This window comes from Microcystis sp. M165S2, assembly GCF_020245885.1.
GTDB lineage: Bacteria > Cyanobacteriota > Cyanobacteriia > Cyanobacteriales > Microcystaceae > Microcystis.
Map to the genome: position 1 here is coordinate 1 of NZ_JADBTZ010000418.1, position 25,852 is coordinate 25,852.

The following is a 25,852-nucleotide window of genomic DNA, read 5'->3' on the forward strand; positions in this document are numbered from 1 at the left end:
AAGTTAAAAAAGGCAACCATTTAGATAAGCACAGCGATGACGAAGGACTTGCGGTACATTACCAGATTCCCAACTTGCACCAGTAATTTTAAGACGATGAGCAATTTGTTTAATTTTTGATTCGAGGTCGCCAGAGCCAATGGAAATACCCTCTGCCTGCAAATAACCATAATTGACAATTCGATGTTTATGCTTGTTCAAATAAGCAATAAAATTCTCCACTGGCGGCTCTGACCATCCTTCAAAGCAAGAGATAGCAACATCCACTTCCCCCTTCCTCAAGAAAACATTTTACCTCCTCAATTCGCTGGAATGACCCCCCAACTTTATAGAGGTTTTCGATTAAATGATACCAGTCCAATATTTCAATTCTTTCCTGTTTCTCTCCTATCTCACGAAATAAATTCCAGATACCATCATGTCCATCTCCTAAACAAATTAAAGGCTTGGCCAAAACTTGAGAATTAACCAAATCTAATAAAGCTGAGTAACGCGCCACCCCAAAAATAACGCGCCACCTACCAATGCTAAAATGGTGGGTTACGACGGATTGTTAGCTCCGCTTTACTAGATTGTCGCCGTCTAACCCACCCTACCGCTACCGCGAGACCTTTTCCCGAAAGCGTCAATCATCAATAACCGATGGAACCGACCGAAGAACAATTTTTAGTTTTTAACGCCCTCGAAACCCTAGCGATTGTCTTATATCAGCAATTCTCATTTTAAGGTTTCATGACATTAAAACCCTTGCACATAGAGGGGTTAAAATTCTTTAACGAATCTCTAGATCGCTGAAACAACGCACAATCGTTTCAAAATGAGAATTGCTGGTCTTATATAGTTTCTATAATCCTAGTAGTGGGCTGTGGTATATCGAAACCCTAAGTCCTACTTTACCCACATCGGTGATTCTTCCTGACGGAGAAATTGTTCCTTTTGAATTCGTGCAAGACTATGACTAACGCCGAACAACTTCGACAACAAAAAGCTAGACGTTTACAACAACTCTCTAGACTCGCTCGCGAACGATACCTAGAATCCGGTGGCGACCCCTCCCGTTCCGCCAACGAACAACAGTTAACCAAAGCGGAACAAGAGGAATTTCAAAACCTACTTTCCCAAGTCTTTGATCCAGAATACATCCAGCGATACCAAGAAAAATAAACGAAAGAATCAACAGAATTTAATCCATTAACAACCCTCAATAAACCTCATCGTGAGTCCCAATATTGAGCAAAACAATCTCATCTTGAGTCGTCTGCTCGTTTTTTTGAATCGTAAAAATAATCCGACAATCATATCCACAAGAACAAGCCTTTAGTCCATCATGCTCACCCTTTAGGCGATGGGTCATCAAATTGGGCGCAAAGACATCCTCCCTCATTTGCAGTAACGTTTTTTCAACTTGTCGCTGTAATGCCGCGTTACGCTGGACAAATTTTTTAAAAGATCGCTTAAACCTAGTCGTTAAAATTAACTCTCTCACGAATCCTCGTCGCTTTCTAGGTAACAACGTAATTCTGAGATAACTTCTTCTGCTGACATTGCTTTTAAATTCCCTGTTCGGTACTCTGCCAACGCCTCACGACATTCCTCCATAATTTCTCGTCTTCTGACTTCCACTAACCGCTTTTTGACAATATCAGCCAATAATTCTTGCTGTTCTCTAGGTAATTGACTGACTACCTCTAACGCATTTTCAAACGTAATCATCTTGACTCCTGATGGCAATTTGATCTCTCACTTCAGTATAAGTCCAAATTTAAGAATCCGAAAGCACAGTCGAATTTGGGAGAAACAATCACTTTTTTCTGACTGATCAGGTGTTTCAAGTCCCCTCTCTAAAGGGACGATCGCGGTTTAGATTCTGGGGAAGAGGCGATCATTAGTATTGCTTAGATGTTAAGTTGGTAATCAGACTATAATCAACAAATGAATAGAAAACAGCGAAAAACCTATGATTCTATTTTTGTTGATCCCATCCGCCGTAACATCTTTTGGGATGATATAGCGGTATTCGCTTGAGTGAGATACAGACAAAGTCTTGCCTAGACTGACTCATAGCCTGTTGCACTATACCTCATTCGACTGCATACCGCTATAAGGTGATGGCTCAAGAGTGGGATTTGATCTTAATGAAATTTCCCTTAATATTCATTCCCCGCACCCCCAAAAGGAACTAAAAAGATACCCAATTAAAGCTATTCGTAAATTTTTAATTAAAGCAGGAGTAAACTAATGCAATACAAAGGCTATGAAGCTGTGATTGAATATGATGCCAGCGATCGCTTATTTTTTGGTCGTGTCATTAATATAGAAGATATTATTGTTTTTGATGGTCTTTCCGTTGATGAGCTAGAACAGGCTTTTCAAACCGTCATTGAACAATATTTAACGGATTGTCAAACCCTTAATAAAATCCCTACACCACCAACTTATTCCTTTGATGAGGCGACTACGACGGTAATAAATTAACTAATAGGTCTTTTTAAGTTTCGTAGGTTGACTTATGATATAATTGCTTCTATCAATCTCATTGCTTAAACATGAATTCTGTAGAGAGATATATAAAATCTCCTACCCCATTTATGGTTCATAACTGGGAAAAATTGCTACCTGATTGGCAAGTTCCTCCGCAAACTATCGTAATTGTCTTGATTAATTCTCAATTTCCTTTAGACGAAGAAGGAGAATTAATTGAACAGGAAAAAGATCGCCTACTTAAGCAATTTATGCAATGGGGTCAATCTTTCCATCTTATGAGTCAAAAACAAGGCTTCTTAACAGAAATCATTTGTCCTAAAGAAGGAATACCTCAATACTCAAAAAAAGGCGATGCTCATTTTGATTTGGTTGCCACGGTTCATCATTCATTGGGATTTAATTTTTCGACAGTTAGAGGCTGTAAAACTCTGCTGCATCCAAGATGGCATACTGCTGTCTATCCCGGACTTTTCTTGTCTGGGACGACAGCAGTAGCAGTTGAGTCAATTTTGACAGCAATTATGATTGGTGAAGCCGATATTTGACGAAATTGTCCCAAAAATTTGGCTAGTGACTAATAGCCATTTTTAAGCTTGCACTATCTTAGTTCGATGGGAACGACCGCGCCACCAAGCGAGTAGGGTACTAGCGATAAAAATACTCGAATAGGCCCCGGCTACGAAACCGATAATTAAAGCTAGGGCAAAATATTTTAAGGTGGTGCCACCAAAGAGAAAAATCGCCACCAGAGGCAATAAAGTCGTCAGGGTGGTATTAATCGAACGAGCTAGGGTTTGACTCACCGCATTATCGACAATTTCATCCACGGATAGTTCAGGAGTTTGGGCGAAATTTTCCCGCACGCGATCATAAATTACCACTGTGTCGTTAACAGAAAAGCCCACAATTGTCAAGAGGGAAACCAAAAATAAACTATCCACTTCTACCCCCGCAATTAAGCCTAAAACCGCAAATACGCCCACGGTAATTAGAACGTCATGAAAGAGGGCGACAATGGCAAAAAAAGCGTAATCCCGTTGAAAACGAAAGCTTAGATAGACGGCAATGCCAAAGAAGGAAACTAATAGGGCCAAAAATCCCGACCTAAATAATTCTTGACCGATGGTGGGACCGACGGTATCGATTTGACTGGTTTCGGGGTCAAAGGTGCCGATTTTCTGATTTAAAGTGTCGAGTAATTTTGTTCTCTGTTCTTCTACGAGGGTTTTCGTCCGCACCGATAAAGTATATTTATCCAAAACCTGCACACTACTGTTACTCAATCCCTCCTCGTCTAAAATCACTTGCACTTCGGCAGTAGTTAAGGGTTTCTCACAGTTATTCTTTTTGGCACAGGCTAATTCTATCTGAATTCTCGTGCCACCAACAAAATCTAAACTCGGTCGCAAAGGCGCTTGAATAGTGAACCAAGAAATCACCATGGCCAAAATACTACCAATCGTCAGCAAGGCCGAGACTGTCCACCAAAAATTACGCTGTTTTGTAACGTTAAATGCCATATTGAGTAAGAGGTGAGTGGGGGTTGGGTGTTGGGGGTTGGGGGTTGGGGGTTGGGGGTTGGGGGTTGGGGTATTAGTTGAATTTCCCCATTTCCTCATTTCGCCATTTCCCCATTTCCCCATTTCCCCATTTCCCTAATAACTACTGGTTTGCTGGTAAATTAGGGCAGAAAAGTTGGGGTTTTTGACGGACGCTGGGGACGTTTAACACGGTGATTAACAGGAGCGTGCGACTACAGGTTAAAGCGGTAAACATACTCACAGCTACCCCAATGGCTAAAGTTAAGGCAAAACCTTTGACTAATCCCGAACCCAACCAAAATAAGGCACCACAGGCGATTAAAGTAGTGACATTACTATCAAGAATACTGGAAAAAGCCCGGTAAAATCCCGACTCTACCGCCCGAAATAAAGATTTTCCGGCCCTTAATTCTTCCCGGGTGCGCTCAAAAATCAGTACATTTGCATCAACAGCCATGCCGATACTGAGGATAAATCCAGCAATACCGGGTAAGGTCATCGTGACTCCCACTAAGGCAAAAGCCCCCAGAGAGAGTATAGTATAGATAATCAGGGAAATATCAGCGATGACACCGGGTAAACGGTAATAAACCGCCATGAAGATTAAAACTAACAGTAAACCCACTAAACCAGCGTAGATACTGCGACGGATGCTATCTTGGCCTAAAGTTGCCCCAACGGTGCGAATTTCTTCGACTTTGACAGGAAAAGGGAGGGAGCCACCGCGCAATTGAATCGCTAGATCGTTGGCAGTTTCGGCGGTAAAATTACCAGTAATCACGGCCCTGCCTCCAGTAATACCAGTTTGGGCAAACTGCACATCAACCACAGGGGCGCTAATTAATTCATTATCGAGGAAAATCCCAATACTGCGACCAGTACCCGCGATCGCTTTAGTCAGTTCGGCAAATTTATTGCCCCCTTCCGAGTCGAAGGTAATGGCCACTTCCCAGTTAGTCCCTTGGGTGGAACTAATAGTGGCATTTTGCAGATTTTTTCCAGTTAAGTCCACCGATTCAAATAGATTTAAAATTGCCTGTTTAGATTTTTGCAGAGATTGTTCTAGTTCGGCAATTTTAGCGGCATTTTCGGGTTTATTCTCGGCTTTGAGGGCAGCTAATTCCGCTTTTTTTTGTTGAAAAATTGAGTATTCAGCCCGAAATTCTCCTTCTGTACCTTGTTTTTGCTGACGAAATTCTAATTGGGCCTGAACATTTAGGTTTCTCTCAGCTTCTTTGGGATTTGTGACCCCAGGTAGTTGCACGATTACCTGATTTTTACTGTCCACAGTCTGCACTAATGATTCAGAAACACCGAGGGCATTAACGCGGTTTTCAATCACATTTTGTACCGCTTTTAAATCATTAGGTTGAATGGTTTTGACGGTTTCAGTGGGTTTAACCTGAATGGTTAATTGACTACCACCGCGCAGGTCTAAACCTAATTGTAGGGGTAACTTAATCAGGATGACGATCGAGGCAACAACTAGGCCGATGATCAGTAACAATAACCAATTTTGTCTCTGCATAACTTCGGTATCAAAAGGAGAATTTGTTAAATGCGATCGCTGACCATTTTCTGGACAGCTTCGACAATTTGATTAGGTTGAATAATCGTCAATCTTTCTAGATTACCGTTATAAGGTGTCGGTATATCTTGGGAAGATAATCTTAACACAGGGGCATCTAATTCATCGAATAACTGCTCATTAATTAAAGCAATTAACTCGGAAGCAATTCCTGCCGTTTTCATACATTCTTCCACGATAATCACCTTGTGAGTCTTGCGAATCGAAGCGGCGATTGTCTCCATATCAAAGGGTTTTAGGGAAATTAAATCGATAATTTCTGGATCATAGCCATCTTTTTCTAACTGTTTTAATGCCTGTAAACAGTGATGACGCATCCGCGAATAGGTGAGAATGGTGATATCTTCTCCCGGGCGAACGATTTCCGCTTTATCTAGGGGTAAAAGATACTCGGTATCAGGTAAATTTTCCTTGAGATTATAGAGAAGAACGTGTTCAAAGAAAAGCACGGGGTTATTATCTCTAATCGCCGATTTTAATAAACCTTTAGCGTTGTAGGGAGTGGAACAAGCGACAATTTTTAGACCGGGTACTGCGTGAAAATAGGCCTCTAAACGTTGGGAATGTTCCGCACCTAATTGTCTCCCCACACCCCCCGGACCGCGGATAACCATGGGGATTTTAAAATTACCGCCAGAAGTATAACGTAACATCCCGGCATTGTTGGCAATTTGGTTAAAGGCAAGGAGAAGAAAACCCATATTCATGCCTTCAATAATCGGACGCAATCCCGTCATGGCTGCCCCCACTGCCATGCCCGTAAAACTATTTTCAGCGATGGGAGTATCTAAAACCCTTAAATCGCCATATTTTTTGTAGAGATCTTTGGTAACTTTGTAGGAACCGCCGTAATGACCCACATCTTCACCTAAAACAAATACTGTCTGGTCGCGGCCCATTTCCTCATCGATCGCCTGTCGCAAAGCATTAAATAATAGGGTTTCTGCCATATCAAGTCCCCGCTTACAATTCGGTCATCTTATCACTAAACTTATTATCTTACCCCTTTTCTGGCCCGAAGGAAGTGGGGAAGTGGGGAGAGGGAATTATGAATTATGAATTATGAAGTGGGTAGATAGGGAGTAGGTAGGTGGAGGACGTAGGTTGGGTTGAAGCATGAAACCTAACGCCCGCATGGGTTACGCTACTGCTCCTACAAATAATTGTGCCTCCCTACTTCATAGATAAAAGTCTATTCTAGTTACCGACAATCGGCCGGCAAAGAACTAAGATCAAGATCAAGCAATCCCCTACCGTTAAAGCTGATGAAATTACCCCGTCTTGCCGCTTTAATCATTGGTCTGAGCTTTATTTTCGGATTAATGTTGTGGTTAGTCAACTCTATCTATCGTCTTTACATCCAGATCGCCTTTACCGCTCCTATCTTAGCTAATATTCTGCTTTTGCTCATTATCGGACTGCTGGGCTTGCTGATCTACATTCTTTTATACTACTTTTACCTGCTGCCCCAGCGCCAAAAAAGTCGCCGCGGGTTGCATTCTTCCTCCCGTCCACCCCTAAAATTACCGGTAGAAAAAACCGAGGCCGCCGGGGAAACCTTAAAAGCTATCCGGCAACAAGTGGAGCAAATTCAAGATAAAGTAACCCAACAGGTTTTTGTTAAGCGTTCCCAAGAAATTGAGCGAAGTTTAGCCAGAAAAGAAGTTAAAATCATCGTTTTCGGCACAGGATCGGCGGGAAAAACCTCTCTAATTAACGCTCTCATCGGTCAAATGGTGGGCAATGTGGAGGCAACCATGGGAACCACGGAAAAAGGGGAAACCTATAGTTTAAAAATGAAAGGTGTGAATCGGGAAATTCAAATTACCGATACCCCCGGCATTCTCGAAATTGGTGCAGCCGGAGGTGAAAGGGAACAGTTAGCGCGACAATTAGCCACGGAAGCAGATTTACTTTTATTTGTCATTGATAACGATATTCGACAATCGGAATACGCCCCTTTATTGCGTTTAATTGATATGGGGAAACGTTCTCTCTTAGTCTTTAATAAAATCGATCTCTATAGCGATGAAGATCGAGACATTATTTTAAAACAATTACGAGAACGTCTTAAAGGAGTGGTCCTTTCCGCCGATATTATTGCCGTCGCTGCTAATCCCCAACCTGTGCAGTTAACCGGGGGACAAATGATCACACCAGAACCAGATATTTTAGCTTTAATTAAACGTTTGGCTTCAGTTTTACGGGCCGAAGGGGAGGATTTAGTGGCGGATAATATCCTCTTACAATCCCAAAGATTAGGAGAAGAAGCTAGGAAAATTATTGATCGCCAACGTCGTCGCCAAGCTGATAAAATTATCGATCGCTATCAGTGGATCGGTGCGGGAGTGATTGCAGTGACTCCCTTACCAGTGTTCGATCTGTTAGCAACGGCGGCGGTTAATGCTCAAATGGTCAGGGAAATTGGTCAAGTTTATGGCTGTGAAATTAACAGCGATCGAGGCAAGGAATTGGCCTTATCTTTGGGCAAAACTCTAGTTAGTTTGGGAGTAGTGAAAGGAGCAGTAGAATTATTAGCCAGAATCCTACAATTAAATTTTACTACCTATATAGTCGGTAAGGCAATTCAAGGGGTCAGTGCCGCCTATTTAACCCGCATTGCCGGCAAAAGTTTTATTGAATATTTCCGTCACGATCAAGACTGGGGTGACGGTGGTATGACGGAAGTGGTACAAAGACAATTTCAACTTAGTCGCAAGGAAGAATTTATTAAGTCTTTTGTGTCTGATGCGATCGGTAAAGTGGTACAACCTTTTCAGGATGATTGGCAGCAAGAAGAAGTTTTAGAAGCTAGTCGCGAGGATGATTGGTAAAGATCGAACCCGGGAGCAATAGGCAAAATTGTATAGTAATTGTTACAATCGTTTTGGGGTTCCACAAGGGCAAAAAAAGATGCGACAGCAAGTTATCGACTGGTTAAAAGAAAACGTCAACGAACACCGTCTGCGACATATTCTCGGTGTAGAGACCATGTGTATTGATTTAGCTAGTCATCACGGTCTCGATCCCGTCCAAGCAGGGCAAGCGGGATTACTACACGATCTGGCCAAATTTTTCAAGCCCAAAAAACTGCTAAAAATGGCGGAATCGGCGGGAATAGACGTGGATAATATCTGTTTATCCCATCCTCACTTACTCCACGCCGATGTGAGTGCGATTGTCGCCCAAAAAGAATTTAACGTTACCGATGAGGAAATTCTCGCAGCAATTCGCAATCATACCCTCGGTCAACCCAATATGAGCGATCTTAGCTGTATAGTCTTTATTGCCGATGCCTTGGAACCCAATCGCGGCGATACACCCGAATTAAACGCCCTACGACAACTCAGCTATCAAAATCTCCATAAAAGCGTTCAACAAACCTGCGATTATTCCCTAAAATATCTTTTAAGTAGCCATTGTCCCATTCATCCCCGCACCGTGCTAACCCGCAACTGGGCGTTACAAATTGTTAAAGAACAACCAACAGAAACTAAAACCATTGATTAACATAATCTCAAGACTCGCTTACAACCACCTCAGTCAAAGGATAACCACAACCTGAATGACCAATCCCACTGGAATTATTACCCCCATCGCCGAAAATCTCAAGACCGAAAAGTTTCTGGAGACAATTGTTACCGCTGCCGAGGACAAGAAAGCGGGGGACATCGCCATCCTGAAAGTCGCCGATATCTGTTATTTAACCGATTATTTTCTGATTATTACCGGCTATTCTACCACCCAAGTGCGAGCGATCGAGTATGCGATCGAAGCCGCTATGGAACTAGAATGGCAACAATCCCCCCGACAAGTGGAAGGAAAAAGCGAAGGTAGCTGGATACTGATGGATTATGGCGATATCATTGTCCATATCTTTTTACCAAAAGAGCGAGAATTTTATAATTTAGAAGCTTTTTGGGGTCATGCTCAACGTATTCCTCTACCTAGCAACCATTTAGAGGAGTAGAATCCATGAAATCCTCCCTTGATTTCTGTCCCGTCCCAGAAGAACAGCAACCGGTTAACGAGTACGAACAATTAAAAGAATCTTGGTTTTTTCGTTGGGCTACCATAGATGTAGCCTCTTATACAAAAAAAATTCTCTGGTTATGGTTATGGACATGGTTAATTGTCGGACCGATTGCCGCCGCTAGTTTTCCCCTCAAAAAAGCCCCTTTTCTCTTCTTCTGTGCGGGGATTTTTGGCTCGACAATTTTGGTAGGATTGGTGTTATTGCGCTTGTATTTAGGCTGGATCTACGTCTATGACCGCTTACAATCGGAGAAAGTATTTTATGAAGAGTCGGGCTGGTATGATGGCCAAATCTGGACAAAAACCGCCGCTATTTTAACCCGCGATCGTTTAATCGTCTCCTATCAAATCCAGCCCATTCTCCGGCGTTTACAAAAAACCGCTCTGATTCTAGGGGCAATTGTCGCTACCAGTGGTCTTTTTTGGCTATTTTTCACTCACTAACCGCAACCAATCACCAATCTGAATGAATAGGGTAAAACGTTCACCAACCCACCGCTTAGAAATTCATCTCCTCCGGGAAGGTATTATTGAATCGGTCCATCATGTCGAGGCCGCTATTTGCGATGACCGCGGCCGGGTGTTATCCACCGCCGGCAGCGCCGAAACTAGCGCCTTTATTCGTTCGGCCCTGAAACCTTTTCAAGCGCTGGCTGTCACCAGTACCGGCACCCTCGAACGCTACGATCTCAACGATAAGGATCTAGCCATTATCTGTAGTTCTCACCAAGGCACAGTGGAACAGGCCCGTCAAGTCTTTAATATTCTCTGGCGCGCCGATATCGATACCAATGCCCTGCAATGTCCCCTCCCAGAAGGTAAACGCAGTCGTTTGCAGTACAATTGTTCTGGTAAACACGCCGGGATGTTAGCGGTGTGTCAACAGCGCGGCTGGCCATTAAATACCTATCTCCGGCGTTCTAGTCCGATACAGAAGCTAATTTTAAGCAAAATTGCCGAATTATTGGGAATGCCGGGAGATGAATTAATCAGCGCCCACGATGACTGCGGCGCGCCCACCTATTCAATGCAGTTGGGGCAAATGGCCCATCTCTACGCCCAGTTAGCCTCTGGCAACCGTTTAGACTTAGAAAGAATCGTCCGCGCCATGACCTATCATCCCCGCATGGTAGCAGGAGAAGGGGCTTTTGATACGGAATTAATGCAGGTTAGCCAAGGGGAAATCGTCAGTAAAGCCGGGGCCGAAGGTATTCAATGTATCGGGCGCGTCGGTGAAGGTTTAGGATTAGCAATTAAAGCTTTAGATGGTTCCAAACGGGCTAAATATGCCGCCGCTTTGCAAATTCTCAAACAGTTAGGCTGGATTACTCCCAATGTGGCCGAATCTCTCTCGGAAAAATTCCTCAAAATCGGCAGTTATACCCGCTTGGAAGTGGTGGGGGAAATGGCTTTATTGTAAATAGTCGGTTAACAAAGCGTAACACATCAAAAATAAAAGTTTTTGGTGTGTTAGGGCAGTATTTATATCTTGATTTTTTTCCTCAAAAACTGAACTTCGGAGTACAATACATACCTAGGACTAAATTAATTCAAGAAACTTTCGAGCAAATTGCACTGCTTTCTGAAGAACAACAAGATACCCTGGCAACCTATCTAAAAAAACACCTAGCTGAATTTTTAGAAGAAGCGCAAAAAGAACGACGAATTGCAGAAGGGACTTATACGATAAGCGATTTTAACCAAAAAACTCAACAAGCTATTCAGAATATTGAAGAACAAAAAACCTTAACTGTTGTCAAAGATCAAGTTGAACTGTATCAGCAGCTAGGAATTTATCGCTAACCTTATTATCTGATGTCATTAATCTCTAGAGTCAGCGATTCCCTCTGTAGTCATGTTTTTGCTGGTTTTCTGCGCCGAAACCAACTATAATGCTCGAAAGGTGAAAAGGGACTAAAAGCGCTGATTGAGTTAATCCGCGATGGTAAGGTGAGTCTGCGCTATCTAGTCTCGTCGGGGGCTTTGGCTACTGGGGTTGAGATAAACTAGATTTAATAACTGAAAATCCGGGGTAATCACTCATGTTACAATCCCTAAAAATTGAAGGCTTTCGCGGGTTTCAGAATTTTGAGATGGCCAATCTTGGTCGAATTAATCTCTTAGTAGGTAAAAATAATAGCGGTAAAACTTCTATTTTAGAAGCGATTCAGTTTTTGTATGCTCAGAATAATATAGATATATTTCTTGAAACTATTAGCTATAGAGGTGAGTTTGGTTGGTCAGAAAGTAATCTACCTAGTCGCACTAAAGTTTTTGAAATTTGTAATTTATTTCATGGGCATGAAATCATCCCAAGTAAAAAAATTATCATCAGTGGATATGGCAAATCCTATCTAGCAAGTGTTACCATTTCTGTTGAAAGCATTCCTATACAACTATCTTTATTTTCAGACAAAAATGATGATCTAAATCAAAATAATGATCACAATTTCGACAATGAGGAATGGGGTAAACTTCTTTTAAGTATTGGATGGATTGGCTCACAAAAACCTATTGAAATGGAACTTCTTGCCAACGGTACTCTTGCCAGAGATTCCATAAGAAGAATAGCTAGTTTAAGCAGAATTTCCCATAAAATAGGTATTGATAATAAAATTGAATTGAAGTTCTTAACACCATTTTCTCTAACAAGTTCTGATATGGCAGCACTTTTTGATAACATTGTTCTCTCTCCTGTAGAAGATTTAATTATTGAATCTTTGAAAATTATTGAGCCAAAAATTGAAAGGATAGCCAGTGTTGGTTCTGGCAAGTATTTAACTTCAAATAACCTAGGTGTTAGAGGTGGGTTTTTAATCAAAATTAAAAATCATGATCAACCTATCCCTATTGGCAGTTTAGGCGATGGAATTTGGCGAATGTTAGGATTAGTTTTAGCGATGGTTAATCTTGAAAATGGAATTTTATTAGTTGATGAAATCGATAGCAGTTTGCATTTTACTGTCATGACTGATATGTGGAAAGTAGTCTGGGAAATTGCCAAAAAACTCAATATTCAGGTATTTGCCACCACTCACAGCCGCGATTGTTGGCAAAGTTTAGCAGAATTAATTACCGAAGAAAAAATTACCGATAACGAGATTACTATTCAAAGGATAGATAGGGAAAAAAGCCAATCTGTAATCTTTGATCCAGAAGAAATTGTTATTGCCGCTAAAAGTAATCTTGAGGTGCGGTAACAATGCCTAAAATAGAGACAAAAAAGTTATTAGTGGAAGGTGCAGAGGAATTGAGAGTTATTCCCCAATTAATGGCAGCAAATGGAGTTACTTGGAATAGAGGGGAAGAACCATTAAATATCATAAATTGTGATGGTGTTGAAAATTTACTAAAACCTAAATACATCTCTACACAACTAAAAACTCCTAACGGACTAACTCATTTAGGAATTGTCATAGATGCAGACGAAGAACCTGATAATCGTTGGAAAAGTTTGTATAATGCCTGTTTACCAAATATACCTAGCTTACCTCAAAATTTACCAGCAGAGGGATTAATTATAACTCTAGAATCGGGGATAAAATTCGGTGTGTGGATGATGCCAGATAATCAATCTAGAGGGATGTTAGAGACTTTTTTAGCCTATTTAGTTCCCGATAATAATCTTTGGCAATATACACAAAACAAGGTGATAGAGGCAAAACAACAAGGGGCAACCTATAGAGATTATCATCTAGATAAGGCTAATATTCATACCTATTTAGCTTGGCAAGATCCGCCGGGGAAACAACTTCACGATGCAGTAAAACAAAGAATACTTAATCGCTCCCATCCCCAATCGGCAAATTTTTTGAGATGGTTACAGGAGTTATATGAGATTTGAGAGAACTATGGCTCCAGATGGGATTGACAGCCCCATAATATTTCTCCGTGCTTTGTTAAATAAAGCCTCTTTCAAAAAGACTTAAATTAATCGTGCCGCGGGGGTTTATTGGTCGCAGAACCCGCCGGAACCACCTTGGAGGTGGGGGGGATACCCTTGAGGGAAATGAGCGTATTCATCACCGTTTTTGCCACAGGAGCGGCAACAGTGGAGCCAAAAGTATTCGCACCCTTGGGTTCATCCACCACCACCAAAACCACATAACGGGGCGATTCGATCGGTAAAATCGCCACAAAACTGGTAATTTTGGCGTTAGGTAGATAACCCCCCGTCGGACTAGCTTTTTGTGCGGTTCCCGTTTTGCCTCCGATGCGATAACCGGGGATTTGGGCTGCTACCCCCGTCCCCTTGCTGACGACGGTTTCCATCATTTCCACCACTTGCCGGGCCACGGTGGGAGAAAAGACTTTTTTGCTGGGATAATCGGGCTGCCAATGCAAACGGCCGCGGTCGTCGGCTAATCCTTTGATCACATGGGGAGTTACTAAGGTGCCACCATTGGCCAGCGCACCGTGCAACTGTACTAATTTTAAAGGCGTTAGGGATAAACCTTGACCAAAGGAAGCGGTGGCCGATTCAATGGCATTATCCAGAAATTCTTGTTCGGGTTTGAGATATCCTGCCACTTCTCCGGGTAAATCTACACCAACCCTTTGATTTATTTCCAATCCTAATAAACTTTTATAGAAATCAACTCGCCCCATTTTTTGGGCAATTTGCACCATGGCCACGTTACTAGAGGTTTGCAGAACTCTGGCCATATCTAGCGCCCCATAACCCTGTTTAGAGGCATTTTTAATCGTCCAGGGACCGACAGTAATTGCCCCCGGATCATTGACTACCGTACTAGCTTTAATTGCCCCCGCTTCCATGGCCATGGCGACAATAATTGGTTTAAAAGTTGACCCCGGTTCGTACTGATCGGCTACGGTCCAATTTTTAAATAGAGCCACATGGGCTTTATAATATTCATTGGGGTTAAAAGTTGGCTCACAAACTAGGGCTAAAAGAGAACCATCAAGGGAGTCCATAACGAGGACGGCTCCCCGTTTAGCATTAAATTTCTTTAGCTGTTCTCGTAGGGCCGTCCTGGCGGCTCTTTGTAGTTTTAAATCGAGGGTTACTTCTAACTGTAATTCATCAAATTGAAAGATACCATCGGGAACAAAAGCGGGTAAAATTCGCCCGTCTCCCATGCGTCTTGTATTGACAGAAAAAGGATCTCTTTCTAATAACTGACTGGAACCTCTCTCTAATCCTGCTTGACCACGATGTTCTTTATCTACATAGCCAATCACGTCGGCTGCCACATCGTCTTGGGGATAATAACGAGCGTACTTTTCCTCTAATTCTACACCGTCAAGAGATAATTGTTTTAATCCCCTAGCCACGGATTCGGTTAATTGATTGGCTAAACGAATTCCTGTTTCTTTTTCTTTAAATTTTTGAATCAGTTGATTAGTGGGAATATTTAATAAAGGAGCTAATTTATCAGCCACTTCTGCCGGCGGAATAGCAAACAGTTTTGGGTGTACATAAAGAGTATAAATCAAGCGATCGGTCGCCAAAACATTACCATTACTATCGACGATCGCCCGTCGGGGAATATAGGGTCTAATACTGGTAGTTTGCTGTTGTCTGGCTCTTTTTTGCAATTCCTGTCCTTGGACTATTTGTAATTGGTACAATCGCCAAGCTAAACCCACAATACCCATGACTAAAATCAACCACACCGCCACCAATCGCCCGTTACTCAAAGGCAATTTTTTAAACTGTTGTTGCCGTTTTTTGGCGTTTAAATAGGACTTTCTGTCCCGGATACTGCCAGAGGGCAATCGAGTTTTTTTACCTCTAAATCTGGGTCTTTTTGTGTCAGTCATGAGCAGTATCTTTCAGTTATCAGTGAGCAGTAAGCAGTGAACAGTAATCAGTAATCAGTAATCAGTAAACAGTAATCAGTAATCAGTAATCAGTAATCAGTAAAAAGACAGTAGGAAACTTCTATTTAATACTGCACACTTAAAAACTCACATCTGATAACTGTTAACTTACCCACTGATAACTGATAACTGTTAACTGATAACTGTTAATAGGCACTTCTCGGTCGAGAATTGACGGTAGATTGGGGTTGAGAAGCGGGGGACGGTTTCAGGTTCGGGGCAGATTTACGCTGTAAAAAGATAGTTTGGAAGGGTTGGGGATGAGTTAATCCAGTTTCGGGTTTTTCTGCTTGTTGAGCTAGTTGATGTTTAAGGGTTTCATTGGTGGACAAAAGATGGCGCTCGTGACGTTGCAGTGTTTCCAGTTTACCAAATTCTTTGTCCCAAACCTTGGGAATATATACCGTCCAAGCATATATTCCCAGAGTCGAACCCAACAGACAAAAAGTAATCACGGCCACTATTCTTTCTAGGAGGCAAAGGGAACGTAATTGACGCGAGGCTAATTGTTTTTGTGTCGGGGCCACGGGAACTCTCGCCACCGATTTAGTCGTCGGTTTGACGGTGGCAGTCGGGGAGGATTGAGTAACTGGTTTAGTAGTGGGGTTGGGGGAAGTTATCTGCGACTGGGGACGACGTTGACTCCCTTGGCTTTTTTGGCGAGGAATGGGAACGGGAACATAGGACTTATGGGCAGCAGACATGATTTTCTCTCAATATTTCTAGCTAGTTGTCGTTGTCAAAAATTAAGTTTCTAAAATTAGGAGTCGGTCATCAGTAGTCAGTAGGAAATATTTAATTGATAACTGTTGCCTTTTTTCCTTTTTCCTTTAAAATCACTGTTCTAGTTCTAGACGTAAACGATATAAAATAGTTTGCGGATGAACTTGAGCGAGAATTTGATTGATCACCGTACTCGGTCCGGATGCCCCCCAACTACAACCGCGTTCTAGATAGATTTTAGCGGCTTTCCCGATGATATAGGTTCCATAAGCGGCAATTGCTCCCTGTAGGAGAGCGGTGCTACCGTAGAGGGTTAAAGAGGTGGGATTTTCAAAAATACTCGCCGCTGCCGCTGCCGTTTTGCCCAAACCGATAATCACAGTGCTGAGGATTTCCCCCACCAGCAACCCCGCACTACTCAAAAGTAGAGTCCGCCAGAGTTGACCAGCTTGGTGACTGGTAATCGGCAAGCCGTACAAACGAGCTAAAGCCCGAACTAGAGTCAAATCGACGATTGAAGCCCCTAGGAGGTCTAAAATAGCGATCGGATTGGCCGCAATCGCTAAAGCCTTATATTTCGCGTATTGCCAGATAATTTCCTCCGCTTGACTGTCCCGCAGTTCTAGGGTTTTTCTAGCGATATTTTCCTCCGCTTCTTGACCTTGCACTAAAGCATTTAAGGCCAGCAGCGATCGCCCTTCCCGATTTAAAATCGTTAAGAGTTTATCTTGCAGCTCCTCAATTTGGGGGGGAGGGGTTTCCCACTCAGTCACCACGCGCCCATCGGGGTATTCCACCCGGACGGGAATCGGTTGCGGTTCGGCGGCTACCATAACTATCTCATCGCTAGTTAACAAATCTTCTAACGTTTTTTCGTCCCGATTGGTTCCTAATCTCTGTAACTGCTGAAAAATCTGGCGGCGATCAGCTTCCGGATAGAGATCAATCTTATTAAACACCAAAATGATCGGTTTTTTGGCCCGGCGCAATTCTGCCAAGGACTCGTATTCAGTCCGGGTAATATCCCCCGCGACGATAAATAAAATTAAATCGGCACTTTTAGCGACTTCTCTGGCCATATTCGCCCGCGCTTCCCCTTCAATCTCATCCAATCCGGGGGTATCGATTAATTCTATCTGGATTTTACCCGTGGCTGGTGTCCAACGCACCGATCGCGGCCAGCGTGTCACCCCGTGCAGGGGTCCAGTTGTCAGGACTTTTTGACCGACTAAAGCGTTTACCACCGAGGATTTACCGCGACTGACTAACCCGAAGGCTGCCACCCGAATCACCGTTTCATCCAGTTTATCCAAGGCCGATTTGAGGGACTGCAAATCCTGTTTAACGGCGGCCTGAAGTTGGGGATCGGGGGGATAATTCCAATGGCGGCGAAAACTGGCATACCAAGTTAAGGCCTGTTGTAAACTAGCTTTAGCCTGATTGTAATGAGTTTCCTCGAGCGATGGGGTCTTGGTCACGGTTGATTTTCTTTACTGTTTATTGATGCTGCTGCCTTTATTGTAGAGTTTCGGGGCGGTAACTGAGACGCGCTTATTTGGGTTTAGGGGAAGACTTTTCAGTGATCAGTGAAAAGAAATTAGCGAAGTTTTCAACTAAAACCCTAACACCTAACATCCTACTCCGCCAATCCCAATTGCCCCAATAGCTGAAGGATAGTTTTTCCAGTGACCGGATCTCGCCAATCGGGGGCAATTTCTGCCAGGGGAAGCAGCACGAAGGCGCGTTCTCGGCAGCGGGGATGGGGTATCTGTAATTCGGGCGTTTCTAAGATCAGGTCATCATAAAATATTAAGTCTAAATCGAGGGTACGCGGTCCCCATCTTTCCCGTCGGACTCTCCCGAATAACTGCTCGATTTCTAATAATTTATGCAGTAAATCTAAGGGCGATAAATCCACTTGCACAATGGCGCAACCGTTGAGATAGTCAGGCTGAGGAGGACCCACGGCTGTGGTTTGATACCATTGGGAATGAGCTTCTAGTTTAATTCCTTTGACTCGCTCTAATTCCCCTAAAGCTTGCCCTAAAATTGTCCCTGAATCCCCTAAATTACCGCCCAAAGCGATCGCTGCTCGCTTCATCCCCATCCTTCCTCCACAATAATCTCGGCTAATTCCCCCGTCGCCCCCAAAGATTTACCTAAAGATATATTGACATTTGGATGCTTTTGTGATAGTTCAAAAACTTGGGCTTCGATCGCGGCGGTAATTCCACCAGCAAAGAGGAAATAGGGCAGTATAGCAATTGTTTGGCTACCTTGAGCGATTAAACTCTCGATTTGTTGGGATAAACTCGGTTCTATCGACCAATAAGCTGTAATTGCCCCAAAAAACGCCGCTAGATTTTCCACCTCCCGATTACCCCCGGGGCGACGACTACCGTGGGACAGTAAAATGCGGTCTTGGGGGCTTAAATCAGCAAATTGTCGCGATAACAGCGATTTTATGCCCTGATAACTGCCTAAATGGGGCTTTAACTCTAGCTCAATCGGCGATCGCACTTTGGCCACGGCCGCGGGAATATCTTCTTTAACGTGAACCCCCGACAGGAGAAACAGGGGGATAATCTGCAACCGGCTACATCCTTGGCTTTGTGCTTGTTGGGCAAAAGCTTCTATTTGTTGATGGAGAGGTGTTATCACTAATTCTAGGGCGGCAGTCCCTACTAATACCCGATTATCTGCTTCTAGAACCGCTAGAGATGGGCTAAACTCCGATTTACTCCCTAATCTTTCGGCGGGTTGACTAATTTTTTCTTGAACTAAGGCTGCTAATCGTGTCACCGCCATGGCTGGACGCGGATCGCGACTACCGTGGAAAACCAATAAGTAGGCTGAGAAGGTCTTCAAAGAAATCTTGCCAAAATAGTTTAGTTTTTAGCCTAATACATTTTCTCTCCCTTTAGGCATAAATGCCCCTGATATTCTCAATTTAGCTGGTAAGCGGGAAAACGTCCCCATTGGTGGGAAGTGCTACCATTTTACGCAATGTAAAGTGTGAGCAAATCAACCCACCGCCTTGAGTTAGCCTAGATATTGAGGTATAACCTAATTAATCGCCCAACTTAGTCAACGAGGCAGTTAACGTGAAAGTGGAAACAGACAGTAAACAATTACCCTCCTACGAACAACCACCCTTGAGAGAATTGGTAAAATTACCCACAGCTTTATCATCAGAATCTTGCCGGATAGACGCAGCAGAAGATGATGATGATGAACTGGATTGTCGGGGAGTTTTTGTAGTTTCTCATCAACCGAAAATCTTATTTTCCGAAGAAGTGAACATTAAATCTCAGGAAAAATCCACTTGGAAACCTTGTGTTGTAATTGATAATTATCGACTCGAAGATGATAACTAATGACCTTTGGTATGAGGCGGTAGATGCAAATGTTGAGTTAACCCAAGGGGATATTATTCTTAATTGTCCTGTAGTTCGTTGGGCTTCTAAATCTGTTGAGGTAAGCAATCAAACAGAAATTGAAACACTTCGATCCTTAGTGGAAGTGGCTGAGATTGATCTGGTTGTTATCACCCAAGGCTGCGACTTAGAAAACAAGAAAGTCAATAATGTCATCCTTTGCCCTCACCTTGCTCTCAGCCAATATCAAGAAAATTGGGAACAGGCCATGAACAATATGAAACAAAATCCTACGGCCAAGGCCTGGGGGAGATATTGTGATGATATTAAAAATGGTTATATATGGAATCTTTCTATGCTCAACGAAGGAGAAATCGGCGACCTAAAATTAACTCATCGAATAGTTGATTTTCATGATGTGTACACTTTACCGAGGACTTTTTTGGAATCCTTCTTGCAAAATAAACAGCAACCTCGACTTCGTTTACGTCCTCCCTATCGTGAACATTTATCTCAAGCTTTCGCTAGATTTTTTATGCGAGTTGGTTTACCTACAGGAGTAAAAAAAGTCTGGTAATAGATAAATCACCTTAACTTTTACCAATAACTACCTATATTGAAAAATTGGTTTTTTGACGATTGGATGAATCAGATTCTTTTCCTAGCCACAGTTCCAGTTTTGTTGGTGATTTGGTTCACTTGATAACGAATTATTGCGATCGCTTGCCATTGACTAATTTTCAGCGATAATCTAAAGTCAGAGTCCATCGGGAGATAAGATCATGAACTTTCGTCTAGTTCTATTTTCAGGCCTAGTGACGGCTTTAGTCGGGGCAGGTATCGGTTATGGCATTAGCCGCATTGAACGCAATCCCAGCCAAGTCAACTATAAAAATCCCTATATCTATCAAATCATCTATGGACGTTATTTTGCCGGTGCTGGGGCAACCCTGGGCTTCTGTGTGGGTGCGGGTTTGCAAATGGTCAAAGAACTCAAAGAAGCCAGAGATAGAGAAATGGGCATCCTAGATGATGGGTCAAAATTCTAGTCTTTTGGGGCTAATTCCTCAAGAATGATGAATTGAACGTGATTAATCGCTAAATCGCCGATGGGAACTTGGATTTTTAACACCGGCTGTCCTTCACTGAGCATTCGTTCAAAGGGGATATCTTTGGCAATTTCCGTGTGATACCAAGCTAAACCCATAAAGAAACGATTGGGATAGGGACCACCTTCAAAGATATCATCGGGATTGGACTCCATGGGAACCCAACCGATAGAGGGGAGATAAAATTCCATCCAGACGTGATTGTAATCTGGTTCGAGGGGTAAATTACGTTCGAGGGGATGGGGTGGGCATTTATAACGTCCTACCGTACGACAGGCAATACCATTGAGACGACACAAAGCCAATAATAAACCCACATATTCGCCACAGGAACCCACTCCGCGCCGCAGGGCAATATCGGGGGTGTCGATGTTGGGTTTGATGCCGTAGGAAAGCTGATCATAGACGTAGTTACGAATACTATAAACTTTTCTGAGTAGATTGGTTTCCCGACCGATCGCTTCTTTGGCAGCATTGAGGATAATTTCTGTATTCATAGCCAGATCATCATTATCGATCAAATAGCGATCGGGAAAATCGGCGGGTAAGGGGGGTAAATCTTCGCAATCTTTGGGAGTAATTTGGTATTTAATTCCCCACACTTCTAAGACCACTTTCCAACCAAAAATATGACGTTGTTTGGCGGTTATTTGCTTGAACTTAAATACTGCCACCCGCTGCCCGTCTTGAATTTCTTCAATAAAAGGCAATCCCACCGCTTCGACGCTGCGAATTTTTTGCCGCGGTGTTTCTAGGGGTAAAGCGATGCGCCATTCCACATCTTTTAGTTCGATATTATAGAGAGGTTCCAATTCCTCGACGTAGGATAATTCAATCAGATAACCGTTAGAAAGGGTGTATTTTTTAGCGGGATCGTAGTGAAAATATAGAGGATGGACAAAAGTACGCGGACGATAACTAAGTTCGTAAACCTGTTCGGAATTGGGATTATCGCGGATAAAGGGTTCTTGGAAAGCATAGGCCACATATAAGATATCCTTGCCACTGTTCGCATCATTATAAAAAGCTAGTCCCGTCGGCGATTCAAAAGGAGTTATCATGCTAAAAAGCTGTTCTCCCGTGGCGCGATCAAGACAGTAAACCGTTTGTTCTAGGGTATCCGTTAACCAAAGTTCTTCCCCGCGAATGGTGATATTTTCGATGCCGATACCCGGCGCGTACAAACGAGTAATTTCCTGTCCCGATTGGCGATCAAATATAAAGATTTGTCCAGAACGTTGACAAGTGACATAAATTGTGTTAGCAGTTACGGCGACTCCGTTAGCGGTGTAGGGAAGACGGGTAAAAAATTTTGGGGTAAAATCTTCGAGAGTGCAGCAGTAGAGATTTTCGCGGGTCGTAAACCAGAGGTTATTTTGATCATCGATTGCCAATCCCGTCGTCCCGACGAATTCTTGCCAGCGATGGCAATTAAGTACGGTTGTATGACCGGTATCGAGGGCAATTTGGTATAAATAGCCGTTTTTTGCGTCGATAGCGATTAATTTGTCATCTTGAAATACAATTCCGTGCAGGGCCGTGGCGCTAATCGGACGAATCGTTTGACGATGGGAGGGAAGACTGGCAGGATCGAAAATCATAGGAGGAAGCGAAAAGGGAGAGCGTTTTTAAGTGAATAAAACAGCAATTCTTCCCACGATAGCAAATTTTATCGCCCTTGAATGCTCGTAATGAACTCCAATTCCGAAAAAAATGTCAAGAATTGTCACTTATAGTCCCTCTCATACCCTTGTACCTACCTACGAGTGTTTCAATCATTGCAGTTATTGTAATTTTCGCAGGGATTTAGGCACTGATGGCTGGTTAAGTCTAGACAAGGCCAAAGAGATTTTAACTGCTTTGCAGGGTTCGGAAATTACGGAAATTTTAATTCTTAGCGGGGAGGTTCATCCTTTAGCAGCCAATCGAGAGTTATGGTTTCGCCATATTTATAATTTAGGAGAATTGGCTTTAAATATGGGTTTTTATCCCCATACCAATGCGGGGATTTTAACTTTTGCCGAGATGGAAAAACTGAAAAATGTCAATCTATCTATGGGCATAATGTTAGAACAAATGACGGTGACTTTATTAAATACTGTCCATCGTCATGCCCCCAGTAAAGTGCCATCCCTGCGCTTAGAGCAGTTACAATGGGCGGGAGAATTAGGAATTCCTTTTACCACGGGGTTATTATTAGGAATTGGTGAAACAGAATGCGATCGCTTAGTAACCTTAGAAACTATTGCCACTATTCATCAACGTTGGGGACATATTCAAGAAGTGATCCTACAACCCTACAATCCGGGCAAAAGGGAACGGTGGCAAAATAATCCTTTTGATCTGCAAAAATTACCCGATCTGGTTAGGCAAGCTAGGGAAATTTTGCCCCCAGATATTGTCATTCAAATCCCCCCGAATTTAGTACCAGATCCTCTTTTTCTCTTGGATTGTTTAGCGGCAGGAGCGCGGGATTTAGGCGGTATTGGCATTATCGATGAAGTTAATCCCGATTACCTCCATTTACACCCCGATAAATTAAAGGAATTTTTAGCAATTTATGGCTGGGAATTAAAAGCGCGCCTACCGGTTTATCAGTAATCAGTAATCAGTAAACAGTAAACAGTAATCAGTGATCAGTAATCAGTAAACAGTAAACAGTAATCAGTGAAAAGATAGCACTGTTAATGCCATTTAACACTACTTACTTAATACCGCTTAATTGATTATTATTCATTCTTAATTCTCCCGACGACCGGCTCCTAACCCTAACAACAATTTTTGATTTTTACCAGAGGTCTTATGATTCCCTCAAACGAGCGCTACTGGCTCAAAAATGCTCATATTCCCGTTTCCATCCTAGAAAATGAGAGTTTTTCTCCCCAAACCGCCGAGGGATTAACCTTAGTTAATCTGGAAATTAATGACGGTTACATTAATCGCATCACCTCCACAATCCCCCCCGAAGACAATATTCCCGTTATTGACCTCAAAAAAAAGATTATTTTCCCTTGCTTTGTCGATATGCACACCCATCTCGATAAAGGTCATAGTTGGCATCGTTGTCCTAACCATGATGGCACTTTTGACAGCGCCTTAAAAATGGCCTTAGAGGATTCTCGACGGGAGTGGCGCTTAGAGGATGTGTATCGTCGCATGGAATTCGGCGTTAAATGCAGTTATGCTCACGGAACCGCCGCTATTCGCACTCATATCGACTCTTTTGGTCAACAGGCACAGATTAGCTTAACCGCTTTGGGAGAATTGCAACGACAATGGGCCGGTAAAATCACCCTGCAAGCGGTTTCTCTAGTTTCCCTTGACTACTATCAAACCTCCGAGGGAGCGGCCTTAGCCGATAAAATTGCCGAATTTGGGGGCATATTAGGGGGAGTAGCCTACACAAATGCCGATTTACAGGCACAAATTGATATTACCTTCAAATTAGCCCAAGAAAGGGGTTTAAATCTCGATTTTCATCTGGATGAAAACGGCGATCCCGATTCTACCTGTTTAGCAGCGATCGCGCGTACTGCCATCAAAGAGCAATTTGACGGACAAATCATCTGTGGTCACTGTTGCAGTTTAGCGGTACAATCCCCTGAAATAATCCAAGAAACCCTAAATTTAGTCAAAAATGCCGGCATTGCTATGGTCAGCTTGCCGATGTGCAATCTCTACCTACAGGATCGTCAAGAGGAAAAAACCCCCTTTTGGCGCGGGACAACTAAGGTAAAAGAGATGAAAAAAGCGGGAATTCCAGTTGCTTTTGCCAGTGATAACTGTCGCGATCCCTTTTATGGTTTTGGGGATCACGATGGTTTAGAAGTCTTTACCCAAGCGGTGCGGATTGCCCATCTCGATGCACCCTACGCTGACTGGGTAAATAGTGTCACCCTCACCCCAGCAAATCTGCTCGGATTGCCCCATTTAGGGCGCATTAAGACGGGTCTAGAGGCAAATTTGTTAATTTTCAAGGCTCGCTACTTTAGCGAGCTATTATCGCGACCACAGTGGGATCGCCTCGTGATTCGGCGCGGGTTGAGCATCGATACTACTCTCCCCGATTACCAAGAGTTAGATGATTTAGTTCTGGGAATTGATCAAATCCTGTAAGGGTTTGACAAAAACCACCGATTCTAGGTTTATAGCACCGTAAATATGGGGAAAGGTCTCTTTTTCTAGCTCTAAAGTGGCATTTTCTGGGTTAGGATGTTGGGGCTGCTCCCATTTGACCGGGGACTGCAATTGTTCGAGAGAAATGGCTAAAACCAGCAAATCTGGCTGATTTTGATAAAAAGCGGCCACAACTTTCGGAATTTGTTCTAAGGTGGAGCAATGGATAAATCCCTCATTTTTTAGGGAATACGCCCGATATTCCCCCATTTCACGAGCTATTTGCCAACCTCTTTCTGTAGTGATGTGATAGATCATCGGTTCGCCTCCTACTGTCACTTTATCCCTAATTTTAGGATATAGCCTGAAGCTGTCAGCGGCCCTCAATTCTCTTAAACTAGGGGTCAGGGAATCAAAGACAAGAAATTTGTCCGACCACTGACCAGAAAAAAATGGCCGATAATGGCCTCAAAATCTCTTTATAGTCTCTTTTTACCTGATATTAACCATTTCCCTTTAAAATGAGCTTACCTAAAATGTCGGATGAATGCCCCGGCTACATTTTTCGACAAGATACTCAGCTTTGCGGGGGATGAAATCCGACCAGAATATCAACCGCGGAGCATCGGTTTAATTCCACCATCTGTGGGTAAACTGTGTTATACTTAACTCAGCCAATGGTCGAGGATTGTTAGATGCTAGTCGTAGAAGCCAAGCTAAAAAACGGAACACCAGAGCAATATCACCAGCTTGATGAAGCTATCAAAACTTCTCAGTTTGTGAGTAACTCTTGTGTTCGTTATTGGCGGTCAAATCAAGGGACAACCCGCAATGATCTCCAAAAACTTTGTGCTGTACTAGCTAACAATAAAGATACACCTTGGGTTAATAAACTAAACTCTCAAGCTCGTCAATCGGCTGCTGATAGAGCCTGGCAATCAATTAATAGGTTTTATCAGAATTGTCGTGCCAAGATACCGGGTAAAAAAGGTTTTCCTCGGTTCAAAAAGCATAGTCGTTCCGTTGAGTATAAAC

The 25,852-nt window shown here is 42.9% G+C and carries 28 protein-coding genes and 3 pseudogenes; 18 read left to right on the forward strand and 13 right to left on the reverse strand.

The window, feature by feature from the left end:
• Positions 1–3 precede the first annotated feature (3 nt).
• Positions 4–487, reverse strand: a pseudogene (locus tag IM479_RS20595) (ISKra4 family transposase); the annotation flags it as partial.
• A gap of 467 nt (positions 488–954) precedes the next feature.
• Here IM479_RS20595 and IM479_RS20600 point away from each other — a divergent pair.
• The gene (locus IM479_RS20600; RefSeq protein WP_287076261.1) at positions 955–1,164 is read left to right on the forward strand and encodes a hypothetical protein; all 210 of its coding nucleotides are present in this window, start codon (positions 955–957) and stop codon (positions 1,162–1,164) included.
• Between the two features lie 37 nt (positions 1,165–1,201).
• Here IM479_RS20600 and IM479_RS20605 read toward each other — a convergent pair whose 3' ends face one another.
• Positions 1,202–1,486, reverse strand: coding sequence for a type II toxin-antitoxin system RelE/ParE family toxin (locus IM479_RS20605; protein ID WP_158201396.1), 285 nt, complete (start codon positions 1,484–1,486; stop codon positions 1,202–1,204).
• Positions 1,483–1,713, reverse strand: coding sequence for a hypothetical protein (locus tag IM479_RS20610; RefSeq protein WP_158201395.1), 231 nt, complete (start codon positions 1,711–1,713; stop codon positions 1,483–1,485). Before IM479_RS20610 ends, IM479_RS20605 begins: the two co-directional genes overlap by 4 nt.
• A 525-nt stretch (positions 1,714–2,238) precedes the next feature.
• Here IM479_RS20610 and IM479_RS20615 point away from each other — a divergent pair.
• Both IM479_RS20615 and IM479_RS20620 read left to right on the forward strand, forming a co-directional pair.
• On the forward strand, positions 2,239–2,475 hold the full coding sequence (locus IM479_RS20615) for a type II toxin-antitoxin system HicB family antitoxin (RefSeq protein ID WP_158201394.1): 237 nt from the start codon (positions 2,239–2,241) through the stop codon (positions 2,473–2,475).
• A gap of 71 nt (positions 2,476–2,546) precedes the next feature.
• A complete protein-coding gene (locus IM479_RS20620) occupies positions 2,547–3,029 on the forward strand; it encodes a methylmalonic aciduria and homocystinuria type D protein (RefSeq protein ID WP_286826396.1) in 483 nt (160 codons plus the stop codon).
• 42 nt (positions 3,030–3,071) lie between these two features.
• Here the strand turns inward: IM479_RS20620 and secF are convergent, their stop codons facing one another.
• From secF to IM479_RS20635, 3 genes are all read right to left on the reverse strand, one after another.
• Positions 3,072–4,004: a protein translocase subunit SecF gene (gene secF, locus IM479_RS20625; protein WP_287676014.1), complete on the reverse strand. Its 933-nt coding sequence runs from the start codon at positions 4,002–4,004 to the stop codon at positions 3,072–3,074.
• A gap of 142 nt (positions 4,005–4,146) precedes the next feature.
• The gene (gene secD / locus IM479_RS20630; protein WP_287076998.1) at positions 4,147–5,553 is read right to left on the reverse strand and encodes a protein translocase subunit SecD; all 1,407 of its coding nucleotides are present in this window, start codon (positions 5,551–5,553) and stop codon (positions 4,147–4,149) included.
• 26 nt (positions 5,554–5,579) lie between these two features.
• Positions 5,580–6,563, reverse strand: coding sequence for an alpha-ketoacid dehydrogenase subunit beta (locus IM479_RS20635; protein ID WP_287684168.1), 984 nt, complete (start codon positions 6,561–6,563; stop codon positions 5,580–5,582).
• Between the two features lie 315 nt (positions 6,564–6,878).
• On the opposite strand from IM479_RS20635, the gene IM479_RS20640 reads away from it, so the two are divergent.
• The 9 genes and pseudogenes from IM479_RS20640 to IM479_RS20675 all read left to right on the forward strand — a co-directional run bounded on the left by IM479_RS20640 (position 6,879) and on the right by IM479_RS20675 (position 13,492).
• Positions 6,879–8,447 (forward strand): YcjF family protein, encoded by a 1,569-nt coding sequence (locus tag IM479_RS20640; protein ID WP_287684169.1) that lies wholly within the window; start codon positions 6,879–6,881, stop codon positions 8,445–8,447.
• Positions 8,448–8,526: 79 nt separating this feature from the next.
• Positions 8,527–9,123 carry a bis(5'-nucleosyl)-tetraphosphatase (symmetrical) YqeK gene (yqeK, locus tag IM479_RS20645; RefSeq protein ID WP_286826401.1) on the forward strand — a complete coding sequence of 199 codons (597 nt, stop codon included), beginning with the start codon at positions 8,527–8,529 and terminating at the stop codon, positions 9,121–9,123.
• Positions 9,124–9,178: 55 nt separating this feature from the next.
• Complete coding sequence (rsfS, locus tag IM479_RS20650; protein WP_286826403.1) at positions 9,179–9,583, forward strand: ribosome silencing factor; 405 nt, start codon at positions 9,179–9,181, stop codon at positions 9,581–9,583.
• A 5-nt stretch (positions 9,584–9,588) separates the two neighbouring features.
• On the forward strand, positions 9,589–10,092 hold the full coding sequence (locus IM479_RS20655) for a CGLD27 family protein (protein ID WP_287684171.1): 504 nt from the start codon (positions 9,589–9,591) through the stop codon (positions 10,090–10,092).
• Positions 10,093–10,114: 22 nt separating this feature from the next.
• On the forward strand, positions 10,115–11,068 hold the full coding sequence (locus IM479_RS20660) for an asparaginase (RefSeq protein WP_286826405.1): 954 nt from the start codon (positions 10,115–10,117) through the stop codon (positions 11,066–11,068).
• Positions 11,069–11,115: 47 nt separating this feature from the next.
• Complete coding sequence (locus tag IM479_RS20665) at positions 11,116–11,451, forward strand: hypothetical protein (protein WP_287684172.1); 336 nt, start codon at positions 11,116–11,118, stop codon at positions 11,449–11,451.
• A gap of 105 nt (positions 11,452–11,556) precedes the next feature.
• Positions 11,557–11,646, forward strand: a pseudogene (locus IM479_RS22875) (divergent PAP2 family protein); the annotation flags it as partial.
• A 44-nt stretch (positions 11,647–11,690) separates the two neighbouring features.
• Complete coding sequence (locus IM479_RS20670; RefSeq protein WP_287684174.1) at positions 11,691–12,848, forward strand: AAA family ATPase; 1,158 nt, start codon at positions 11,691–11,693, stop codon at positions 12,846–12,848.
• A gap of 2 nt (positions 12,849–12,850) precedes the next feature.
• Positions 12,851–13,492 carry a DUF3226 domain-containing protein gene (locus tag IM479_RS20675; protein WP_287684176.1) on the forward strand — a complete coding sequence of 214 codons (642 nt, stop codon included), beginning with the start codon at positions 12,851–12,853 and terminating at the stop codon, positions 13,490–13,492.
• A gap of 86 nt (positions 13,493–13,578) precedes the next feature.
• Here IM479_RS20675 and IM479_RS20680 read toward each other — a convergent pair whose 3' ends face one another.
• From IM479_RS20680 to IM479_RS20700, 5 genes are all read right to left on the reverse strand, one after another.
• Entirely contained in the window at positions 13,579–15,432 is a 1,854-nt protein-coding gene (locus IM479_RS20680) for a peptidoglycan D,D-transpeptidase FtsI family protein (RefSeq protein ID WP_287684178.1), read from the reverse strand.
• Between the two features lie 206 nt (positions 15,433–15,638).
• Positions 15,639–16,196, reverse strand: a complete 558-nt coding sequence (locus tag IM479_RS20685) for a hypothetical protein (protein ID WP_287684180.1) — start codon at positions 16,194–16,196, stop codon at positions 15,639–15,641.
• A 132-nt stretch (positions 16,197–16,328) separates the two neighbouring features.
• Positions 16,329–17,693: a GTP-binding protein gene (locus IM479_RS20690; RefSeq protein WP_287684181.1), complete on the reverse strand. Its 1,365-nt coding sequence runs from the start codon at positions 17,691–17,693 to the stop codon at positions 16,329–16,331.
• Between the two features lie 158 nt (positions 17,694–17,851).
• Positions 17,852–18,316 carry a 2-amino-4-hydroxy-6-hydroxymethyldihydropteridine diphosphokinase gene (gene folK / locus IM479_RS20695; protein ID WP_286827218.1) on the reverse strand — a complete coding sequence of 155 codons (465 nt, stop codon included), beginning with the start codon at positions 18,314–18,316 and terminating at the stop codon, positions 17,852–17,854.
• On the reverse strand, positions 18,313–19,083 hold the full coding sequence (locus IM479_RS20700) for a sirohydrochlorin chelatase (protein WP_502845722.1): 771 nt from the start codon (positions 19,081–19,083) through the stop codon (positions 18,313–18,315). Before IM479_RS20700 ends, folK begins: the two co-directional genes overlap by 4 nt.
• Before the next feature lie 242 nt (positions 19,084–19,325).
• On the opposite strand from IM479_RS20700, the gene IM479_RS20705 reads away from it, so the two are divergent.
• From IM479_RS20705 to IM479_RS20715, 3 genes are all read left to right on the forward strand, one after another.
• Positions 19,326–19,592 (forward strand): hypothetical protein, encoded by a 267-nt coding sequence (locus IM479_RS20705; protein ID WP_287684183.1) that lies wholly within the window; start codon positions 19,326–19,328, stop codon positions 19,590–19,592.
• Entirely contained in the window at positions 19,582–20,169 is a 588-nt protein-coding gene (locus IM479_RS20710) for a hypothetical protein (protein ID WP_287684184.1), read from the forward strand. The genes IM479_RS20705 and IM479_RS20710 overlap by 11 nt, the downstream gene beginning before the upstream one ends.
• 205 nt (positions 20,170–20,374) lie before the next feature.
• Positions 20,375–20,641 (forward strand): hypothetical protein, encoded by a 267-nt coding sequence (locus IM479_RS20715; protein WP_286827211.1) that lies wholly within the window; start codon positions 20,375–20,377, stop codon positions 20,639–20,641.
• On the opposite strand, the gene IM479_RS20720 is transcribed toward IM479_RS20715, so the two are convergent.
• Positions 20,638–22,302: a transglutaminase domain-containing protein gene (locus tag IM479_RS20720; protein ID WP_287077871.1), complete on the reverse strand. Its 1,665-nt coding sequence runs from the start codon at positions 22,300–22,302 to the stop codon at positions 20,638–20,640. The two genes, IM479_RS20715 and IM479_RS20720, sit on opposite strands and share 4 nt — an antisense overlap.
• Before the next feature lie 112 nt (positions 22,303–22,414).
• Here IM479_RS20720 and cofG point away from each other — a divergent pair, with 112 nt between their 5' ends.
• Both cofG and IM479_RS20730 read left to right on the forward strand, forming a co-directional pair.
• Entirely contained in the window at positions 22,415–23,302 is an 888-nt protein-coding gene (cofG, locus tag IM479_RS20725; protein WP_287684186.1) for a 7,8-didemethyl-8-hydroxy-5-deazariboflavin synthase subunit CofG, read from the forward strand.
• 201 nt (positions 23,303–23,503) lie between these two features.
• Positions 23,504–24,817, forward strand: a complete 1,314-nt coding sequence (locus IM479_RS20730; RefSeq protein ID WP_287684187.1) for a cytosine deaminase — start codon at positions 23,504–23,506, stop codon at positions 24,815–24,817.
• Here the strand turns inward: IM479_RS20730 and IM479_RS20735 are convergent.
• On the reverse strand, positions 24,788–25,135 hold the full coding sequence (locus IM479_RS20735) for a DUF952 domain-containing protein (protein ID WP_287684189.1): 348 nt from the start codon (positions 25,133–25,135) through the stop codon (positions 24,788–24,790). The two genes, IM479_RS20730 and IM479_RS20735, sit on opposite strands and share 30 nt — an antisense overlap.
• Before the next feature lie 377 nt (positions 25,136–25,512).
• Between IM479_RS20735 and IM479_RS20740 the strand changes: the two are divergent.
• Positions 25,513–25,852: pseudogene (locus tag IM479_RS20740) on the forward strand (RNA-guided endonuclease TnpB family protein); the annotation flags it as partial.

Coding starts and splice junctions, on each gene's coding strand:
- IM479_RS20730 (WP_287684187.1), top strand. CDS start 23,504: ATGATTCCCTCAAACGAGCGCTACTGGCTCAAAAATGCTCATATTCCC.
- secF (WP_287676014.1), bottom strand. CDS start 4,004: ATGGCATTTAACGTTACAAAACAGCGTAATTTTTGGTGGACAGTCTCG.
- IM479_RS20680 (WP_287684178.1), bottom strand. CDS start 15,432: ATGACTGACACAAAAAGACCCAGATTTAGAGGTAAAAAAACTCGATTG.
- IM479_RS20685 (WP_287684180.1), bottom strand. CDS start 16,196: ATGTCTGCTGCCCATAAGTCCTATGTTCCCGTTCCCATTCCTCGCCAA.
- IM479_RS20715 (WP_286827211.1), top strand. CDS start 20,375: ATGAACTTTCGTCTAGTTCTATTTTCAGGCCTAGTGACGGCTTTAGTC.
- IM479_RS20640 (WP_287684169.1), top strand. CDS start 6,879: ATGAAATTACCCCGTCTTGCCGCTTTAATCATTGGTCTGAGCTTTATT.
- IM479_RS20635 (WP_287684168.1), bottom strand. CDS start 6,563: ATGGCAGAAACCCTATTATTTAATGCTTTGCGACAGGCGATCGATGAG.
- IM479_RS20620 (WP_286826396.1), top strand. CDS start 2,547: ATGAATTCTGTAGAGAGATATATAAAATCTCCTACCCCATTTATGGTT.
- cofG (WP_287684186.1), top strand. CDS start 22,415: ATGTCAAGAATTGTCACTTATAGTCCCTCTCATACCCTTGTACCTACC.
- IM479_RS20610 (WP_158201395.1), bottom strand. CDS start 1,713: ATGATTACGTTTGAAAATGCGTTAGAGGTAGTCAGTCAATTACCTAGA.
- rsfS (WP_286826403.1), top strand. CDS start 9,179: ATGACCAATCCCACTGGAATTATTACCCCCATCGCCGAAAATCTCAAG.
- folK (WP_286827218.1), bottom strand. CDS start 18,316: ATGAAGCGAGCAGCGATCGCTTTGGGCGGTAATTTAGGGGATTCAGGG.
- IM479_RS20720 (WP_287077871.1), bottom strand. CDS start 22,302: ATGATTTTCGATCCTGCCAGTCTTCCCTCCCATCGTCAAACGATTCGT.
- IM479_RS20735 (WP_287684189.1), bottom strand. CDS start 25,135: ATGATCTATCACATCACTACAGAAAGAGGTTGGCAAATAGCTCGTGAA.
- yqeK (WP_286826401.1), top strand. CDS start 8,527: ATGCGACAGCAAGTTATCGACTGGTTAAAAGAAAACGTCAACGAACAC.
- IM479_RS20660 (WP_286826405.1), top strand. CDS start 10,115: ATGAATAGGGTAAAACGTTCACCAACCCACCGCTTAGAAATTCATCTC.
- IM479_RS20670 (WP_287684174.1), top strand. CDS start 11,691: ATGTTACAATCCCTAAAAATTGAAGGCTTTCGCGGGTTTCAGAATTTT.
- IM479_RS20675 (WP_287684176.1), top strand. CDS start 12,851: ATGCCTAAAATAGAGACAAAAAAGTTATTAGTGGAAGGTGCAGAGGAA.
- secD (WP_287076998.1), bottom strand. CDS start 5,553: ATGCAGAGACAAAATTGGTTATTGTTACTGATCATCGGCCTAGTTGTT.
- IM479_RS20600 (WP_287076261.1), top strand. CDS start 955: ATGACTAACGCCGAACAACTTCGACAACAAAAAGCTAGACGTTTACAA.
- IM479_RS20710 (WP_287684184.1), top strand. CDS start 19,582: ATGATAACTAATGACCTTTGGTATGAGGCGGTAGATGCAAATGTTGAG.
- IM479_RS20615 (WP_158201394.1), top strand. CDS start 2,239: ATGCAATACAAAGGCTATGAAGCTGTGATTGAATATGATGCCAGCGAT.
- IM479_RS20655 (WP_287684171.1), top strand. CDS start 9,589: ATGAAATCCTCCCTTGATTTCTGTCCCGTCCCAGAAGAACAGCAACCG.